Source organism: Porphyromonas bobii, assembly GCF_943169685.1.
Classification (GTDB): Bacteria; Bacteroidota; Bacteroidia; order Bacteroidales; family Porphyromonadaceae; genus Porphyromonas; species Porphyromonas pasteri.
On sequence record NZ_CALPBU010000005.1, the window covers coordinates 74,761 to 93,138 of the forward strand.

At 58.4% G+C, this 18,378-nt stretch carries 10 protein-coding genes and 2 pseudogenes; all 12 read right to left on the bottom strand.

The annotated features are described in order from the left end of the window. Window positions 1–176: 176 nt before the first annotated feature. Complete coding sequence (locus KO088_RS05955; RefSeq protein ID WP_215493983.1) at window positions 177–3,155, bottom strand: putative LPS assembly protein LptD; 2,979 nt, start codon at window positions 3,153–3,155, stop codon at window positions 177–179. Window positions 3,156–3,806: 651 nt separating this feature from the next. Further along, the gene (locus KO088_RS05960) at window positions 3,807–5,381 is read right to left on the bottom strand and encodes an NAD(P)/FAD-dependent oxidoreductase (protein ID WP_215493984.1); all 1,575 of its coding nucleotides are present in this window, start codon (window positions 5,379–5,381) and stop codon (window positions 3,807–3,809) included. A gap of 114 nt (window positions 5,382–5,495) precedes the next feature. Next, on the bottom strand, window positions 5,496–6,128 hold the full coding sequence (locus tag KO088_RS05965) for a DedA family protein (RefSeq protein ID WP_215494066.1): 633 nt from the start codon (window positions 6,126–6,128) through the stop codon (window positions 5,496–5,498). Window positions 6,129–6,146: 18 nt separating this feature from the next. After that, on the bottom strand, window positions 6,147–7,877 hold the full coding sequence (locus KO088_RS05970) for a glutamine--tRNA ligase/YqeY domain fusion protein (protein ID WP_215493985.1): 1,731 nt from the start codon (window positions 7,875–7,877) through the stop codon (window positions 6,147–6,149). An 85-nt stretch (window positions 7,878–7,962) separates the two neighbouring features. After that, complete coding sequence (locus tag KO088_RS05975) at window positions 7,963–10,176, bottom strand: heavy metal translocating P-type ATPase (RefSeq protein WP_215493986.1); 2,214 nt, start codon at window positions 10,174–10,176, stop codon at window positions 7,963–7,965. Between the two features lie 145 nt (window positions 10,177–10,321). Then, window positions 10,322–11,518: a GT-D fold domain-containing glycosyltransferase gene (locus tag KO088_RS05980; protein WP_215493987.1), complete on the bottom strand. Its 1,197-nt coding sequence runs from the start codon at window positions 11,516–11,518 to the stop codon at window positions 10,322–10,324. A gap of 1,648 nt (window positions 11,519–13,166) precedes the next feature. Continuing rightward, window positions 13,167–13,559: pseudogene (locus KO088_RS05985) on the bottom strand (DUF2721 domain-containing protein); the annotation flags it as partial. Window positions 13,560–13,607: 48 nt separating this feature from the next. Then, entirely contained in the window at window positions 13,608–14,270 is a 663-nt protein-coding gene (lipB, locus tag KO088_RS08905; protein ID WP_060934823.1) for a lipoyl(octanoyl) transferase LipB, read from the bottom strand. Between the two features lie 165 nt (window positions 14,271–14,435). Further along, window positions 14,436–15,107: pseudogene (locus tag KO088_RS08910) on the bottom strand (MBL fold metallo-hydrolase); the annotation flags it as partial. Window positions 15,108–15,221: 114 nt separating this feature from the next. Next, on the bottom strand, window positions 15,222–16,241 hold the full coding sequence (gene murB / locus KO088_RS05995) for a UDP-N-acetylmuramate dehydrogenase (protein WP_215493990.1): 1,020 nt from the start codon (window positions 16,239–16,241) through the stop codon (window positions 15,222–15,224). Between the two features lie 53 nt (window positions 16,242–16,294). Beyond that, window positions 16,295–16,768 (bottom strand): SPOR domain-containing protein, encoded by a 474-nt coding sequence (locus KO088_RS06000; RefSeq protein ID WP_009432762.1) that lies wholly within the window; start codon window positions 16,766–16,768, stop codon window positions 16,295–16,297. A 70-nt stretch (window positions 16,769–16,838) separates the two neighbouring features. Next, window positions 16,839–18,362: a lipopolysaccharide biosynthesis protein gene (locus KO088_RS06005; RefSeq protein WP_215493991.1), complete on the bottom strand. Its 1,524-nt coding sequence runs from the start codon at window positions 18,360–18,362 to the stop codon at window positions 16,839–16,841. Window positions 18,363–18,378: the final 16 nt, after the last annotated feature.

Genomic DNA, 18,378 nt, shown 5'->3' on the forward strand with positions numbered 1-18,378 from the left:
CTGTCTATATCAGTATTATACGCTAGCAAAGATACGGAATTACCCGCTTCTTTCCTTGGGAAGCACCCGCATAGACCCGTCTCCTATCCAGATCTCACCCACCCAGCGAAAAGCCATCGCCCCCGCCTCTTCGTTCGAGAGAGGCGGGGGCGATATGCTATAAGAGAGGGGACGGGCTACCAGCTATTAGCTGAAGAGTAGCCGTGCTTGTCCCACTTGACGTCGTGCAGGAGCGAGCTCTTCACGCCGATAGAGATGCTGTAGCTGCGGTAGGGGCCGAAGGGGATCGCGTTGGCAGTGAGGCTCCAGCAGTGGAGGTCGCGGCTAATCCCGATGGTCATATTCGCGATGCGCTTGGCGATGAAGTCGTAGCTGGCGTTGACGTTGAAGGACCAATTCTTCGTAGGCTGGATGCTACCCGAGAACATCAAGCTGTGCATCAGCCCGTAGTTGTACTCATCGCGGCGAGGGTCAAAGGTCGTGCGCTGGAGGTTCACCCCATAGCTGAGCGAGAGGCTCCAGGGGATGCTGACCTTGAGGTAGCCATCTTCGTCGTACTCGCCTTCGCTGTCGTTAGTGTCGAAGAGGCTCTTATTCTTCTGCCCCTTGGCAGCCATATCTGCCAGCGACGTGTCACGCCCGTCGGCAGGAGCACCAGCGAGGTTGGGGTCTTCACCCTCGGGCTTGTCCTTATCCTTGGGCTTCTTATCCTTCTTCCCCGAGAAGAACTCACGCAGCTTGCGGAAGGTATCGTTGCTCAGCGTGTAGCTGAAGGAGGTACCCGTACCACGGAGGCTACCGAAGCCCTTGCCGTTGAAGATACGGAGCTTATTCACGCGGTACTCGCTGACACGCCCCGTCGCAGCGTCCGTGGTATGCCCGTACATATAGGGGTCGAAGGCACCACTGAGAGAGAGCTGGAGTGAGGGCGAGAAGCGCAGCGTGATGCTGGCGTTGATATCGGCGAGCTGGAAGGAGTCGGCAGCGAGGTTGTAGCTCGAGCTCAGCGAGAGGTTGTCGATGAGGCTGATCTTCTTCGTGGTCTCGGTGCTGTCGGTCTTCGCGCGCACCTTCATCTCGAGGTTGTTGTCGATGCCGAAGTTGATCGCGGCGGTCTTCCCACGCCCAGGCATACCGAAGATATGACCATCGCCGAAGCGAGCATATTCCTCCGAGTGGGCGACACCGGCATTGTCGATGTACTGCAGGCGGTCGTAGTAGCCCCACATCTTATCGCCGAAGTCTGGCGTGTAGCTGATACCGACACGTGGCGTGATGCGGTGACGGATCATCTGCACCTTATCGCCGAAGATCTTCCACGGCTGGAAGAAGCCGTAGAGCGTGGTATTTAGGCTCGCCGACGTGGAGAAGTCGTACACGCGGTTGAAGCCATAGATACGGCGAAACTCCGTGCGGTCGGTCGTCGCATTGTACTCCTTGACCGACTTGTAGGTGTACCAGCGCTCGTTGTAGTTCGCACTCAGCGTGAGGTCGATGTAGCTGAAGAGCTTGTACGACGCCGAGATGGGTATGTTGTGGGAGAAGCCATTGTTCCAGTCCTTGATGAGGTTGGACTGGAAGAGGCGGTTCTCCTTCGTGGAGATGCTATTGCGGAACTGCCCCGAGTAGCTGATGCTGATCTTCTCGTACCAGCGCTCTGCCCCGACACGCTTCTTGCGCTTGAAGGGGTAGATACGATTCATGCTGATAGCGATATTCGGCAGGCTCATCGTGACCATCGAGTCGACAGAGGTCTGCGTCGCTTCGATAGAGGCGGAGATGCGGAAGGGTGTACCAGGGAAGTTGCGGCTATAGTTGACCGAGGAGTTCTTGGTATTCTGTGCCGCGATGCTGGGGTTGTAGAGCGTGGCGAGCGAGTTGTGGTTGAAGGAGCTCGTCGAGTAGTTCACGCTCGCCGAGAAGGTCTCGTTGGGGTTGGCCTTGGAGTCCTGCGTATGCGTCCAGTTGATGCGGAAGTCACGGCTCTCGGAGAAGTCCCCGACGACATCGCGCTCCCCCGTCTTGGTCGTGAGATAGCTGAGGTTGACGCTCCCCCCGAAGCGGTAGCGCTTGCGGTAGTTCGATCGGGCATTGAGCCCCCATGAGCCGAGGCTATACCAGTCCCCCGTGAGGGCCAGGTCGACGTAGTCGTTGAAGGCGAAGTAATACCCCCCCTCGCGCAGGTAGAAGCCACGCTGCGTCTCTTCCCCGTACTTCGGCATGATGATACCCGAGGAATAGCTCTTATTGAATGGGAAGAAACCGAAGGGCAGACCGATAGGCATCGGCACGTCAGCGATGACGAGGTACGAAGGCCCGGCGACGACGTTCTTCTGCGGGCGAGCCTTACCCTTGGTCAGCATGAAGTAGAAGTGCGGATGCTCGTGGTTGTCACAGGTGCTATAGCGCCCGTTCTCCATGTAGAGGCAGTTATTGCTGACCATCTTCGTGCGCTCGGCCGTGATATAGCCTTCGCCCTGCTGGGTGACAGCGCCCGTGATGAAGCCCTTACTTGTCTTGAAGTTGTAGTTCAGGCTCTTCGCCTCATAGCTCTCCCCACCGTCGCGGAACTTTGGGTAGGCCGTAGCCTTCCCCGTGCTATCGAGGATATAGTGCGCGTAGACGAGGTTGCTGTCAAGGTTGAGGCGCATGAAGTTCGCATCCATCCCCTTGTCCTTATAGTCCACGGTACTGGGCCCGAAGAGGTAGGTCAAGCTCTGCCCGATGAGGACCATCGAGTCCTGCGCCTTGTAGGCGATGATATCATCGAAGCTCTCACGCTGGCGACGGCGACGCTCACGGCGCTCGGCTTCCTCGGCCGTCAGGCTGAGGGTATTGAGACGAAGCGAGCTAAGACTGTCGAGGCTATCGGGGCGAGTCATGAGCGTGTCGGCCTTCTTCTGCAGGCTATCAAGACGCACACCACCAGTGCCCTTGAGGCTATCTGATAGGGAGGAGTCGGGGAGGAAGGAGCTGAGCTGCGTGAGCGTACTCGTCGTGTCGGTAGACGAAGACGCACGCCCCCCTGCCAAGGTCTTCTGCTGTACCTTGGCCTCACGCTTGGGAGCCTTATGTCGCGTACCGCAGGCAGCGAGGATGACGAGGGCTACGACCCCCAACGCTACCTTCTGTCCGAATTCTGTCTGTCTACGCATCTATGAGATAACGCCCGAGTGACATAGGGCCAGTATCTCTGCTCGCCCATTTGCCACGCTCGGTACGCCTGCAAAGATAGCTAAGAATTAGATAAGCGGCCGCCGCGCTCATATCGTCTCTATCCACCCGCGCTCTCACCCCCGAGAAAGGCTACTCAAGGAGCACCTTCGCGGGGAGTGTAGCACCTCACTCACAAGAGAGGTTTAGAGCGCTAAGGTATCGCACGCCCAGCCCCGCAATATACCTCCCCGAAGTGATACACAAGCCCTTCGCTTTATCGCGAGTACTCCTCTTATTCAGCGGAGGGACAAGCATCGTTCTCGTGAAGAAAAAAGCGCCTTCACGTGGTGGTTTTTCTCTGTCTATGCACGTAGTCTTAAAGACCAGGTACGTCAATCTAAATATCCACGCACGTAGATATTAGAGCCACGTACGTAGCCCAAACTTTTCTGCCACTCGTCCGCAACTTTTCTCCATACGCAGAGCAACAACCTACCATATAGGTTCACCCGCCGAGCAATATAGGTTCATAGCACCCTTCTCCAAGAGGCTCAATGTGAAGAGCAAAAAAGAGCCCCTTCTTCCTGCCCGAAAAGGGACAGAGAGAAGGGGCACGAAGAGCACACCGAGGCGCTCAGTAGAGGTACGAACTACCGGCCGAGGGCGAGAGCGATCTGCTGCGCAGCATTCTCCCCATCGATAGCCGCCGAGACGATACCGCCAGCGAAGCCAGCACCTTCGCCCGCAGGATAGAGGCCTGCGACGACGGGGTGCGCATAGGTCATGCGGTCACGGGGGATACGCACGGGTGATGAGGTACGTGACTCCACGCCGATGAGCTGAGCTTCGCCCGTGAGGAAGCCACGCGTCGTGCGGTCGAAGGCACGGAAGCCAGCCGAGAGACGGCGCGTGATGAAGTCGGGCATCCACTCGTGCAGGTCGCTCGAGGTAAGCCCCATCGTATAGGACGACGAGGGCAGCGTGGACGAATGGCGGCGTGCGACGAAATCCGTCATACGTTGAGCAGGTGCACGGAGCGAGCGGTTAGCCGCCAGATAGCTCTTATGCTCGAAGGCTTCGCACCACTGCATCAGGGCAAGAGGCGATGCAGGATCCTCAACCTTAATGCCCGTAGCAGGGATATCCTCGGGGTGAAGCTCTACGACAAGGCCTGAGTTCGCCCAGCGCGAGCCGCGGTTAGCTGGCGACATCCCGTTGACGACGGTCTCCTCTGGCCCCGTGGAGGCAGGGACGACGAAGCCCCCAGGACACATACAGAAGCTATACACTCCCCTACCCTCGGCCTGCGCCTTGTAGACATATTCGGCAGCCGGGAGGTACTTCCCTCTCCCCTCGGGGCTGTGGTAGCGGATCTCATCGATGAGCGACTGCGGGTGCTCAAGACGCACGCCGACAGCGATGGGCTTGGCTTCGATAAGGATCTCCGCACGATGCAGGTAGCGGTAGACGTCGCGTGCCGAGTGCCCCGTAGCCAGTAGCACAGGGCCGTGGAAGGTACGATCCCCCGAGCAGACGACACCACGCACCTCACCACGCTCAAGGATCAGCTCCTCCATACGGCACGCGAAGTGCACCTCACCACCCGAGGCGATGATCTGCTCGCGCATACGGCGGATGATGATGGGGAGCTTGTCCGTACCGATATGTGGGTGGGCATCGATGAGGATCTTCGGGTCGGCACCGAAGCGACAGAAGACACGGAGGATCTTCTCCACGCTCCCACGCTTCTTGCTTCGCGTATAGAGCTTGCCGTCCGAGAAGGCACCCGCACCGCCTTCGCCAAAGCTATAGTTCGACTCGGGATCGACGATGCCCGACTTCTCCAGCTGGACGAGGTCGCGACGGCGCTGCATCACATCCTGCCCACGCTCTACGACGATGGGGCGCACACCCAGCTCGATGAGCCTGAGCGCAGCGAAGAGCCCGCAAGGCCCAGCACCGACGACGACCGACGAGGGTGCCGACGAGACATCGGGATAGGCGAGGTCGGAGAAGTCATCCACGGCTGGCTGCTCGCCATCGAGATAGACTTCGACGGAGAGATTGACGAGGATACGGCGCTGACGAGCATCGATATTGCGACGGCGTACCACGACCGAGGTGATAGACTCCAGCGGCAGGGCGAGCTCACGCGCCACGACCTCGCGCAGCGTAGCATCCGAAGACGCCTGATAGGGGCTCAGCGTAAGAGAGAGGGTGGTCACAGGAAGACGGGATAAAGAGAGGTACGGCAAAAAAGAAACCTCTAAGGGTGCGCCCCCATAGCACAGGTGGCGATGGGGACCTACCCTTAGAGGTGGTAGTGATGCGCCCTTGAATTAGGCAGCCTTCTGACGGCGCTTGTAGAGGTAGTAGCCGACACCACCGACGATGAGGACGCCGAGGATGATGAGGCCGATCGTCGTGCTATAGCGCTGGATGGTCTCGGCGAAGAGCTCGGGCGGTACGGTCTTACCGATGAAGTAGCCGAGGAGTGCCAGGACGACGTTCCACGATCCGGCACCGATGGTGGTGTAGAGGAGGAAGCGACTGAGAGGCATACCTGCCAGCCCCGCAGGGATAGAGATAAGCTGACGGATCCCTGGGACAAGACGCCCGATGAGCGTGGAGCTGATACCGTTCTTCACGAAGTAAGCTTCGGCCTTCTCGATCTTCTCCTGACTCAGCAGGCAGAGGCGACCGATACGAGAGTTGGCGAACTTATATACAATCGGGCGGCCGAGATAGCGCGCCAGATAGTAGTTGATCAGCGCACCTATATCCGAGCCGAGCGTGGCGAAGAGCACGACGAGGAAGATATTCATCTCGCCCGTAGCCGCCTTGTAGGCTGCAGGGGGTACGACGACCTCAGAAGGGAAGGGGATGAATGACGATTCGATCGCCATAAGCACCGTCACCCAGAAGTAGTTCAGGTGATGGAGGATATCTTGGATGAAGCCTAAGGACTCGATCATATCTGTGGGAGGGGACTACTTATTGACCTTCTTCCACGTATCCTTGAGCGATACCGTGCGGTTGAAGACGAGGTGATCAGGGCGGCTATCGGGGTCTACGCAGAAGTAGCCGACGCGCTGGAACTGATAGTACTCGCCACACTTAGCCTGAGCTAGGAAGGGCTCGACACGTGCTTCGCGCACGATGGTGAGTGACTCGGGATTGAGGAGCTCAGCGAGTTCCTTGTCCTTAGCAGCCTCAGAGGGGTTCTCATCGAGGAAGAGACGGTCGTAGAGACGCACTTCGGCAGGGACGCTATCCGTGGCAGATACCCAGTGGATCGTGCCCTTGACCTTGCGGTTGCTCTCGGGGCGACCGCTGAGCGTCTCGGGGTCGTACTCAGCGTAGACCTCGATGACATTGCCGTTCTCATCCTTCTTACAGCCCGTGCAGCGCACGATGTAGGCACTCTTGAGACGCACCTCCTGACCAGGGGTCATGCGGAAGTACTTCTTCGGAGCATCCTCCATGAAGTCCTCACGCTCGATGAAGAGCTCACGCGAGAAGCGGATGATGTGGCTGTCGGAGTTGGGATCTTCGGGGTTATTGAGGAAGCTCATATCCTCCGTCTGTCCCTCGGGGTAGTTCGTGATAATGAGGCGCACGGGGTCGAGGACGGCCGAGCCACGCAGGGCCTGGCGGTTGAGATCCTCACGGACAGCGTGCTCGAGGAGCGCCATATCGATGATACCATCGTACTTCGTGTAGCCGATCTTATCGATGAAGCTGCGGATGGACTCGGGCGTATAGCCACGACGACGCAACCCACAGATCGTCGGCATACGAGGGTCATCCCAGCCTGCTACGTGGCCCTCCTGCACGAGCTGAAGGAGCTTACGCTTGCTCATCATCGTGTAGGTGAGGTTCAGGCGGTTGAACTCAATCTGTCGTGGGCGGTAGCCCTCGGGGTGATTGGGCTCGACCTTCTTCAGGAGGTCTACGAAGTAATCATATAGCGGACGGTGCACCTCGAACTCCAGCGTACAGATCGAGTGCGTCACCCCTTCGAAGAAGTCGCTCTGCCCATGAGCAAAGTCATACATGGGATAGACGCCCCACTTCGTACCCGTACGGTGGTGAGGCACCTTGATGATGCGGTAGATGATGGGGTCGCGGAAGTGCATGTTCGACGAAGCCATATCGATCTTCGCTCGCAGGATCATCGCGCCTTCGGGGAACTCCCCAGCGTTCATGCGACGGAAGAGATCGAGGCTCTCCTCGATGGGACGATCGCGATAGGGGCTAGCGACACCAGGGGTGGTAGGCGTACCCTTCTGCGCTGCGATCTCCTCGGCAGTCTGCTCATCGACGTAGGCATGGCCTGCACGGATCAGCTCTTCTGCGAACTGGTACAGACGCTCAAAGTAGTCCGAAGCATAGTAGATATTGCCCCAGTGGAAGCCGAGCCACTCGATATCCTCACGGATCGCATCGACGTACTCGACGTCTTCCTTCGTGGGGTTCGTATCGTCGAAGCGGAGGTTACACACCCCGCCGTAGCTCTCTGCGATACCGAAGTCCATGCAGATGGCCTTGGCGTGCCCGATGTGGAGATAGCCGTTGGGCTCTGGTGGGAAGCGCGTCTGGATGCGTCCATCATTCTTCCCGGCACGAAGATCGCCCTCGACGATCTGCTCGACGAAGTTCAGGCTCTTCTTCTCTTCCCCACTCTCTGCTGGGGCTACGCTGTTAGGCATATCTGACATAATGGTGTGTATACTTTAAGAGTATCCGTATCTATTATCCTTTATTATAGGGCACAAAGATACCTAAATATCACGGGAGCGCTATTTAGCTATGGTGGCGGCGTGCGCTGAGGAGGCTGTTGGTGACGACGCTGAGGCTACTGAGCATCATCAGCCCACCAGCGAGCATCGGATTGAGCAGGTAGCCCGTGAAGGGATAGAGCACACCTGCCGCCACGGGGATGGCGATGAGGTTGTAGATGCACGCCCAGAAGAGGTTCTGATGAATGGTCCTGAGGGTCGTGCGTGCCAGATGGAAGAAGCGCTCCAAGGCCTTGAGGTCGGAGCTACGAAGCGTCACCATCGCGGTCTCCATCGCCAGATCACTCCCACTGCCCATCGCTATCGAGAGGTCGGCACGTGCCAAGGCCGCAGCATCATTGATACCGTCGCCGACCATCGCCACACGACGCCCTTCCTTCTGCAGACCTTCGACGAAGGCCGCTTTCTCCTCGGGGCGCACGCTGTCTACGACACGGCTTACCCCGACAGCTTCGCCGACAGCACGGGCAGCACTCGGCCCATCACCCGTGAGCATGATGACCTCCAGCCCACGAGCACGCAGTGATGCGATAGCTTCGGCCGAGGTGGCACGTATCGTATCGGCGATAAGAATGACGGCCAGCACCTCCCCACTATGGGCAAAGAGGCTACACGTAGCACCCGAGCGCTCGCCATCCTCTAAGGCCTTCAAGGCTTCGGCACTGAGTGCCCCCGAGACCTCTTCCACGAAGGCACGCTGCCCGACACGATAGGTCACCCCATCGACGACACCTTCCAGCCCACGCCCCGCCTCTTCGCGGAAGCTCGTGGGTTCGGCTACTCCCTGCGTAGATACGCCAAGCGCACGAACGATAGCACCAGCCAAGGGGTGTGATGAACGCTCTTCAAGGGCAGCCAAGATAGTAGCTAAGGAAGTATCCTTCTCACCAGAGCACCAGCGTATGGCCTTCACTTCGGGACGTCCCTCGGTGATGGTGCCCGTCTTATCCAAGACCAAGGTATCGACATGGCCTGCAGCCTCCAGCGCCTCGGCATTGCGCACCAAGAGCCCTTCTTCGGCGCCACGGCCGATACCCACCATGATAGCGGTAGGGGTAGCCAGTCCCAGAGCGCAGGGGCAAGCGATGATAAGCACCGTGACGGCGGCAACAAAGCCGTGCTCCCAGCCATCCGCAGGGCTAAGTAAGCCCCATACGACGAAGGTCAAGACGGCGATGAGGACGATCACGGGCACGAAGACTCGTGCCACTCGATCCACGACCTGCTGAATCGGCGCGCGTGACGACTGCGCTTCCTCCACAAGACGGATGATGCGGGAGAGTACCGTCGCACGACCTACCTCACGAGCTCGATAGACGAGCGTCCCCGAGCCATTGAGCGTACCAGCATAGACTTCGGAGCCAGCGACCTTCGCCACAGGAATGGGCTCGCCACTGATGAGCTGCTCGTCAGCATAGGATTCTCCCGAGATGACCTCGCCATCGACGGCGAAGAGTTCGTGCGGCAGGGCACGCAGCTCCATACCGGGCTCGACCTCACTGACGGGCAGCGTGATGACTTCGCCCGAGGGGAGGAGTTGATGCACGGTCTTCGGCTGACCGCCCATGAGGCGACGCAGAGCCGACGACGTGCGACGCTGTGCTCGTGCTTCAAGCACCTTGCCGAGAAGAACGAAGGCTACCGTCATCGAGGCGGCTTCGAAATAAAGGTGGTGCAGGTGGTGCGCTTCTGGCGCGATGAAGAGGTATTCGCCCAGATGATAGAGGCTGTAAACGAAGGCCACCGAGGTCGAGAGCATCACCAGCAGATCCATGCCCGCCGCCCCAGCACGTAGCTGACGCCAGCCGCGCGCGAAGAAGCCCGAGCCTGCCCAGATGAGGGTCACGGCAGCGAGGACAGCGGAGATGAGCGACTTCGGGAGCGTCATCGGCGGCCACATCATCAGCACCATCACGATGAGCGAGAGGACGACTGCCACCAGCGTCTTACGCTGCAGGGCACGCTCCTCCCGCTGACGAAGTGCCTCCAGCTCGCCCACCTCGGGTTCATCGATACGCAGATCATAGCCCATAGCAGCCACAGCTGCACGGAGCATCTCGGGGGTACACTGCGTCTCATCATAGACTACAAAGGCCGTGGCGGAGGCGAGGTTGACGGTGGCAGACTGCACGCCAGGCGTACTCTCCAGGGCCTTCGTCGAATGAGCGGCGCAGGCTGCGCAGTTAAGTCCCAGGAGGGGGAAAGATCTCTTGACCATATGGAATGAATATAACTATTAGTACGGGCAAGGGGTACGCCTGCCGTCTGCAGATGTACCCCTCACCGATGATCGATGCGGTATGGATAAAACAACCCATACCGCCTATTCGTTCGGTCAAGCCGAAGCTGGCACCCTTGTTTTGCTATGCTTTGGGCGCGTCGATGCGGAGCGTATAGCCAGCGGCCTCTACCGCAGCCCGAAGTGCCTCGGGCGTGCAGTGCTCAGCATCATAGGTGACACTTGCCTCGCCAGCCTCCAGCGAGATAGTGACGGAGCTAACGCCCGCCACAGCCTTGAGGGCTTCGGTAGCACGCGCTACGCAGTGCCCGCAGCTCAGCCCCTCGATAGGATAGACGGTAGTCGTCAGAGCGGCCGTCGAAGTGGGCTTCGCTTCGCCTACACGGGCTACGACCTGCTGGAGGTAAGCGGCTTGTGCAGGATGCTCGGCGACAGTACGCCCGCCGGGAGCTTCATTGACGTACTTCCCCGGGATGGGCACCTTGGTCTTCGCCCCCATGCGATACCATTCATACTCCACATCCACGTGACCGAGGTCAATGGCCTGCAGACCTGCTTCGGAGAGGTCATAGGCGAGGACGGTCGCCGTCTGCCCGAGGGCAATGAGGACGAGGCGTCCCTCTCCATGCTCCTTCGCCAGACGGAGGATCTCGGGATAACTACCCCAAGCATCCGTCGCAGGACAGAGGACACGCTTCACGCTACGTGCGCCATCGAAGAGGTCATTGCCGACACCTAGGCGCGACTTCTCGCCCTCGACGAAGAGCAGGTCACGATCCTTCCAGATCGCCTTCATACGCTCGATGTACGCAGGATAGTCGCGGATATCATAGCGCCCCATATAGAAGCGGGTGAAGTTCGTATCGTAGAAGTCGTGTTCGCGAGCAAGCTTCTCCAGTGCAGGAAGGCGCATCAGAGCCTCACGCTCGAAGAAGATGCGGTTGTACCCGCGGTGGGGGGAGGAGTCCTTGAAGGCGTAGGGCACGCAGTTCAGATGGCGCTCCGACGAGGGCACCTGCCACACCTCATAGAGGCGCTTACCGAGGGAGGCATCGTAGTGTTGGAAGGTATCCACCTCTTCGGCCGACGAAGGGCGCTCGAGTTCGTCGAGGTAGCGCTGCATGATCTGCAGCTCTCCGTCGCCAAAGCGGCTCACCGAAGCACCCGTGCGGAGGATCTCATCGAGGGTCTCCCACGAGTCATGCACACGCAGGGCACGACGGCGATCGGCCGTAGCTCGATACTGTTGGCTATACTTACGCCCCTTCAGAAGCATCCAGAGCTGGACGCGCAGGGAGTCTTTGATCTGCTGCCAAGTCATATATTCTTGTGGAAAGCTTATTGGTCTATAGGACAAAGATAGCGATATCTAAGGGGAAGCCCGCGAAGGAGCGAGGACAGCTCCCTACGATTTATAAGAACGAACCTATATTGGTCGGCGGGTGAAGCTATATAGGTCACGATGCGAAGCTATATTGGTCGAGACGACGACCTATATAGCTTTGGACTGATTCCTATATAGCTTTGTGAAGTGACCTCTATTAGGTTGTTGCTCCGCGTAGGGATAAAAGTTGTGGATGAGTGGCAAATAAGTTTGGGCTACATACGTGGATCTAATATCTATGTACGTGGATATTTGGATTTACGTACCTGGTCTTTAAGACTACGTGCGTAGACAGAGGAAGACCACTATGGGAAAGCGCTTTTTTCTTCACGAGAACAGCGCGTTTTCCTCCGCTGAATAAGAAGAATACTCGCAATAAGGCGAAGGGCTTGAGCGGTCACTTCGGGGAGGCATATCGGGGAGCTGGATGCGCGAGGCCTTAGCACTCGAAATAGAGGGCAGGACTCTATGCAACAGCCTCATTTAGGTTCACCCACTGACCAATATAGGTTCATATCACCCTTCCCTACGAGGACGAATCTTCCCCTTCAAGGGTGGGCTAAACGCATTCGGCTCCTCCACCCTGCGTTGGGTGAAGGAGCCGAATGACTCGTATGGGGAGGAAGGGAAGTAGCCCTAAGGACTATTCCTCTTCGTTGGTGCGGGGCACGGAGGGTGTAGCGGGCTTCGCTGCGGACTCCTGGGCTTCACGCTGACGGGCAACAGCCTCTTCGTAGCTCATAGGACGAGCAGGACGCTCGGCAGGCTGGACTGCGGGGCGCTCGGGCTGAGCCACAGGGCGCTGCTCCTGCACGACGGGAGCGGGAGTAGTCGCTGGTGCAGGCGTGGGCTGTGGAGCTGGAGCAGGGGCAGCTGCGGGGGCTTCGGCAGGACGAGCTACGGGCGTCGCCTCCTGCTGGGGGCGCTGCTGGCGCTCCTGCTGACGGTGACGGCGGTCCTCACGCTGCTGACCTTCGGCGGGCTGCTGGCTACGCTCGGGGCGATCATTGCGTTCTGTACGCTCTGCACGAGGCTGGCGCTCAGCGGGTACTTCGACAGGCGTCGTAGCTGCAGGCGCTACCTCAGAGGCAGACTGCTGAGTAGCTTCGCTATTGCGCTCGGGACGCTCCTGACGCTCGGGGCGCTGACGGCGGTTGTTGCCGTTGTTATTGCCTCCGTTGCCGCCACCATTACCATTGTTGTTACCGTCGTTATTGCCATTGCCACGACCTTCGCGAGCCGGGCGCTCGGACTGATCATTGCTACGCTCTTGGCGATTCTGCTCACGGCGTTCGCCACGCTCCTGGCGGTCATTACGTTCTTGACGCTCACCACGCTCCTGACGCTGCTCACCGCGGTCATTGCGTTCGTTGCGTTCGCCACGCTCCTGACGGGGCTGACGACCACCACCCTGCTGACCTTGGTTGGACTGCTTCTCCTGAGGCTGAGCAGGAGCTGCGGGCTGGGAAGAAGCTTCCTTGCCCTCCTTATTGTCGCGGTTCTTCTTGCGCTTGCTGCGAGACTTCTCACGCTGGAGGGTCTCATCATCGGGGCGCTGACGAAGTGAGCCACTGCGCTCACGACGGATGGACTGGAGACTGAGGTTGAGGGCCTTCACCGAGATCTGGATCTCCCAGATGCAGACGCAGAGCGAGAGCGCCAGAAGGACCATACCGACGCCGAAGACGACGCCACCAGCGACGTTCCACTCCAGGTAGTAGAGGAACATAGCCACGAGCGAGACCAGCAGGCTCGATGCACCGAGCACCTGCATCCAGCGGATGAGGTCAAGACGGCGGTAGAGGTTCTCGATCTGCTTGAGGGAGGTAGGCTCACCTTCGGGGTTATTCTCGTAGCGCTCCTTGAGGCTGCGCACCGTAGAGGCATAGGAGAGGAAGCGATTGGTATAAGCCAGGAGGATGAGAGAGATCGCCGAGAACAGGAGCGGCGGTGTAGAGAGATTGAACTCAGTAGTCATAGGATATGATGTGAGTGATGGGGATGTAAAAGGGAGGGATTGGGGGGATTAGAAACGCGGAGGAAGGAGGGCCGCAAGACGACGATGGAGGATCGAAGCTAAGAGATGCTTAGCCACGGTGAAGTCCACCTCGTGACCCACTTCGCCAGCGATAGAGGCGACCTTGCCTTCCTTGAAGCCACAGGGATTGATGAGCTGGAAGGGAGCGAGGTCGGTGTTGACATTGAGGGCGAAGCCGTGCATCGTGACGTAGCGGCTGCTCTTAACACCGATAGCACAGATCTTACGCTCGCGCTGGGGATCACCGACATCGAGCCACACGCCCGTAGCGCCGTCCTTCAGCCCCGATTCGATCTTGAAGAAGGCGAGAAGCTCGATGACCGACTGCTCCAGCAGCTCAATATAAGCCTTCAGCCCGAGACCGAAGCGCTCCAGATCGAGGATGGGATAGCCGGTGATCTGCCCAGGGCCGTGGTAGGTGACATCCCCCCCGCGCTCGACGGAGAAGAAGTCGTAGCCATTCTCACGGAGGAAGTCCTCGCTCATCAGCATATTCGTCGCATCGGCATGGAGGCCCATAGTGAAGACGGGATTGTGCTCACAGAAGAGGAGGAAGGACTCCGTGGGGCGGTGCTCGTGCTTAGCCTTCAGCTGGGCTTCGAAGAGCTCCTTCTGCAGTGCCCACGCATCAGCATAGGCGATACGGCCCATATCGCGATAGCTGTAGGGCTCTACATACGCTGGGAGAGGAAGGATACGGGGACCCGCTTCGTCGACCACGATATACTCTTGGTCGTAAGCAGGCTGCAGATCTTCGGGGAGCATAGCCTCCAGCTGGGCATGCGAAGGGGCATGGTGCGAGAGGTGCGTGAGAAGGGTCAGCTTGGGGCGAACGGCAAGCTCAGGCAGCAGGCGCTCGACATCCTCCACCGACTGGTGGCTGGGGTGCGGACGCTGATAGCGCAGGGCATTGATGACGAGGAGTTGTGAGCCACTGACCTTAGCCCATTCGCTGGGCTCGATGGTCTTCATATCGGTGATGTAGCTCACCTCGCCGATACGATAGCCCACGATAGGTAGCGAGCCGTGCGCCAGCGAGATGGGCGTGACACGCTCACCGAAAAGCTCGAAGGAGGCATCACTCCCCTCCTCTATCGGGCAGAGGGTGAAGCGAGGCGTCCCTGGGTAAGGATGGTCACTGAAGACGTAGTGCATACGAGCACGCACCGAGTCGAGGACGCGCTGCTGCCCGTAAATGGGGATATCCTGACGCCACGCGATGGTACGCACATCATCCAGGCCGAACGTGTGGTCGTAGTGCTCGTGAGTCAAGAGGATCGCATCGATACGATCGATACCGAGACGTGTGGCTTGGTAGTGGAAGTCAGGGCCACAGTCGATGAGGATACGCTTCCCACCCTCGGTGATGATGAGGGCAGAGGTGCGCAGACGACGGTCACGAGCATCCGAGCTATGGCACACAGGGCAGCCACAGCCTACCTCGGGGATACCAGTGCTGGTGCCCGTACCGAGAAGAATTACCTTCATGTAAGTAGGAGGGAGAGCTACCACGGCAAAGAGATACCTTCTCTATCGAGTGAGAGAGGGTGCGTGGTAGAGCGAGTAGTTAGGTGAATAAGCAGCGAGGTGAAGGGTGGCTATCTAAGAGATGTACCTCACCTCAGGGGTGATCTGTAGGCCAAAGCGCTCTGCGACCTGCTCCTGCACATACTCTGCCAAGCGAGCAATGTCCTGCCCCGTAGCTTCGCCATCAGCATTGACGAGGACGAGTGCCTGACGCTCATAGACGGCGGCATGCCCGAGACGATAGCCCTTGAGACCACAGCGGTCGATGAGCCAGCCTGCAGGGACCTTCACTTGTCCGTCGGGGAGATCGTAGTGCGGTGCTTCGGGATAAGCCTCACGAAGACGCTCAAAAGCCTCGGCCGAGATGATGGGGTTCATAAAGAAGCTACCTGCATTGCCCAAGGCCTTCGGGTCGGGGAGCTTCTCTTGACGAATGCGGATGACCTCGTCACGTACATCACGGGCGGTAGGCGTCGCCGTGCGAGCCCCCACGCGCTGACGGAGGTCAGCATAGTCGAGCTTCAGATGGGGGTGCTTGGAGAGGCGAAGGAGGACGTGCGTGACGATGTAGTCAGCTGCCTCGGGCTCCTTGAAGAAGCTATGGCGATAGCTGTAGTTGCACTCCTCGACAGCGAAGTGACGCACCTCGCCCGTACGACGATGCACCGTGTGCACCTCGCGGATGACCTCGCAGATCTCAGCGCCATAGGCCCCGATGTTCTGCACAGCGGCAGCACCGACTTCGCCTGGGATGAGGGAGAGGTTCTCGACGCCGTAGAGCTCGGCTTCGGCCATCTGGGCTACGAAGTCGTCCCACTTGACGCCTGAGCCGACGAGGAGGTCGACCGTATCGGCCGTCTCAGCGAGACGCTCAATGCTTTGGATCACCGAGTGGAGTACGATCCCATGAAAATTGGTGAGGAAGAGCAGGTTGCTTCCCTCACCAATAGTGATACAGCGACACTCTTGGAAGTACTCGTCACGGCTCAATAGCTGGAGATCCTCGATGCTGGCGAAGGGGATAAACCAGTCAGCCTGGGCATCGATACCGAAGGTATTGTGCTCACGTAGCGAATAGCTCTGTAGTATCTCCATATAGATATAGGTAGCCCCGCCCCAGGGATTGGGGCGGGGGCTATAAAGTCTGATTAGTTATCGTTTTCCAGGAGCCATGCATCCTTGAAGTCAGGAGCAAAGCGAGCCTTGATAGCGTCACGGCTTGCAACAGCTTCTTCGCGCGTATCGAAGCTGGCTACGATGACACGCAGCATACCTACGTCGTTGGTAGCGAGGACGGCGCTGTAGCCAGCCTGGACCATACGATCCTTGAGGTTGCGAGCATTCGTAGGATTCTGGAAGCTACCTACGACTACGCTATAGCGCTTCAGACGGGTAGCATCTTCGCCCTGGTAAGTCGTGACACGCTCCTTGCGTACGGTCACGGGGACAGCAGGAGCAGCTGCAGGAGCTTCATACTGTACGGCTGGTGTGGTGCTCTGAGTAGCGACCTCACGCTGCTTAGCCTGCTCGTAGGCCTTACGATAAGCGCTCTTCTTCGCACCGCAGGAGCTCAGCGAAGCAACTGCCACAAGTGCCAGAGAGGCCAAGATGATCTTCTTCATAATTCTCATTCTATGATTATGGACGTGATACAATGTATTGTAGACCAATGGCTACAAAGATAACAATTTGTCAGGACTGGGTGGCAGGACGACGCAGCACATAGTGGCGCACGAGACCCCACACATAGAGGTAGTCTTCACGGGCAAAGAGGTAGACCAAGAGGAGATAGGTCAGCCCTAATACTGTACTCCCAATAGATAAACGCCAAAAGTCGGCAAGTGATGATAATGCATAGGTATCAAGTGCCCAAAGGACGCCACCAGCCGCAGCACTCATCAGCGCAAAGGGGAAGAGTTCACCGAGCTGCTGACCGAGGGGGAAGTCAATGAATCGACCCGAGTAATGGCTATTGATGAAGAGGAAGATCACCTGCGTGATCGCCGTACTCCACAGTAGCCCGTAGATACCGAACTGCAAGCCGATGAAGGCTGCAGCGACCCCGATGATACGCCGGATAATCTCCAGACGGAGGTGCAGATCACTGCGGCCCTTGGCCTCAAGGAGATTGATATTATAGGAGTTGATAGGGAAGAGAATCCCACAGATACAGAGGATCTGGAAGTAAGGTGCAGCCGCCATCCACTTATCTCCGTAGAAGAAGTGGTAGAGGGGATTAGCCAGCACGACCAGCGCGATCATCAGCGGACAAGAGAGCTGGAATAGGAGGCGCATCACACGACGATAGCCCGCACGAAGGCGCTCCTTATCATTCTGGAAGCGCACGAAGACGGGGAAAGTCACCTTGTTGATGGGGTCAGCGATGACCGAGACAGGGACGATATATAGGGCGTTAGCATTGCCATAGAGCCCGAGGGTCGACAGCGAGAAGTAGCGCCCGATGAGGATCGTCATCAGGTTGTTGTACAGCGTGGTGATCATCCCAGCGCCGACCATACGCGAGCCATAGCCGAAGTGAAGCTTGAGCTTCTCCATGCTGAAGATCATCTTAGGCCGCCAAGGGGACGAGCACCAGTAGCCGATGAGGCGCACGATGGAGTTTGCCAGCCCCATACCCACCAGTGACCAGTAGCCGAAGCCGAAGTAAGCCATCACGATACCCGTCAGCCCAGACAGCACACCCGAAGCCAGCTGGATGAGCATATCCTTGCGGAACTCCATCTGACGCCAAACCAAGATTGCCTGGATACCATACAGCGAGTTGATGACCACGCTCAGCGAGATCACACGCAGGACGGACACTAAGATGGGATTGCGGAAGTACTCTGCGATCCACGGTGCTGCGATGAAGAGGATGAGGTAGAGCAGGCTACTCATCCCGATGTTGTAGTAGAAGATCGTCGAGAGGTCGGCATCATCGACACGCTCCGAGCGCGTCAGCGAGCTCCCAAAGCCAATATCGGCAAGCTGGGCGGAGATAGCGAGGAAGATCCCCAGTACGGCGAGCGTACCGAAGTCCTCCGGCACGAGAAGGCGAGCCAAGGCGAGGTTCACCACGAAGGTAGTCACACGCCCGACGATCTGCTGGATCGTCGACCAGCCAAAGCCCGAGACGGACTTCGCCTTGAGCTCCGAGACGTCGTCAGTGAGTTGGCCTATAGCTTCCGGCTCAGGAGTGGGTAGATTCTCTTCCATCTATTAATCTAGGATA

Bases quoted from the DNA above. Each gene is read 5' to 3' on its own strand.
- KO088_RS05955 (WP_215493983.1), bottom strand. From the start codon at position 3,155: ATGCGTAGACAGACAGAATTCGGACAGAAGGTAGCGTTGGGGGTCGTA.
- KO088_RS05970 (WP_215493985.1), bottom strand. From the start codon at position 7,877: ATGTCAGATATGCCTAACAGCGTAGCCCCAGCAGAGAGTGGGGAAGAG.
- KO088_RS05975 (WP_215493986.1), bottom strand. From the start codon at position 10,176: ATGGTCAAGAGATCTTTCCCCCTCCTGGGACTTAACTGCGCAGCCTGC.
- KO088_RS05980 (WP_215493987.1), bottom strand. From the start codon at position 11,518: ATGACTTGGCAGCAGATCAAAGACTCCCTGCGCGTCCAGCTCTGGATG.
- lipB (WP_060934823.1), bottom strand. From the start codon at position 14,270: ATGGGCCGTATCGCCTATGCTGATGCGTGGGCACTGCAGAAGGAGCTC.
- murB (WP_215493990.1), bottom strand. From the start codon at position 16,241: ATGGAGATACTACAGAGCTATTCGCTACGTGAGCACAATACCTTCGGT.
- KO088_RS06000 (WP_009432762.1), bottom strand. From the start codon at position 16,768: ATGAAGAAGATCATCTTGGCCTCTCTGGCACTTGTGGCAGTTGCTTCG.
- KO088_RS06005 (WP_215493991.1), bottom strand. From the start codon at position 18,362: ATGGAAGAGAATCTACCCACTCCTGAGCCGGAAGCTATAGGCCAACTC.